1 pseudogene is annotated in these 217 nt (G+C 44.2%); it reads left to right on the top strand.

Annotated elements, in window-relative coordinates:
* Positions 1 to 217 (top strand): annotated as a pseudogene (locus tag JEM49_RS09240) (hypothetical protein); the annotation flags it as partial.

Genomic DNA, 217 nt, shown 5'->3' with positions numbered 1-217 from the left:
AGCTTCAGCCGATGATGATCTAGATGAAGAAACAGAAGATACACCGGACGAAACTCCTGAAACTGATCAAGAGGTTCCAGACGAACCAGACGAAGCTGCAACCGATGATGAATTAGATGAAGAAGCAGAAGATACACCGGATGAAACTCCTGAAGATAACCAAGACGTCTCAGATGAACTGGATGAAGCTTCAGCCGATGATGAACTAGATGAAGAA

This window comes from Lactobacillus sp. A27 (assembly GCF_016742815.1).
Taxonomy (GTDB): domain Bacteria; phylum Bacillota; class Bacilli; order Lactobacillales; family Lactobacillaceae; genus Lactobacillus; species Lactobacillus gallinarum.
Note: the sequence above shows the minus strand (reverse complement) of the source record. Positions and strands in the feature narration are given on the sequence as shown.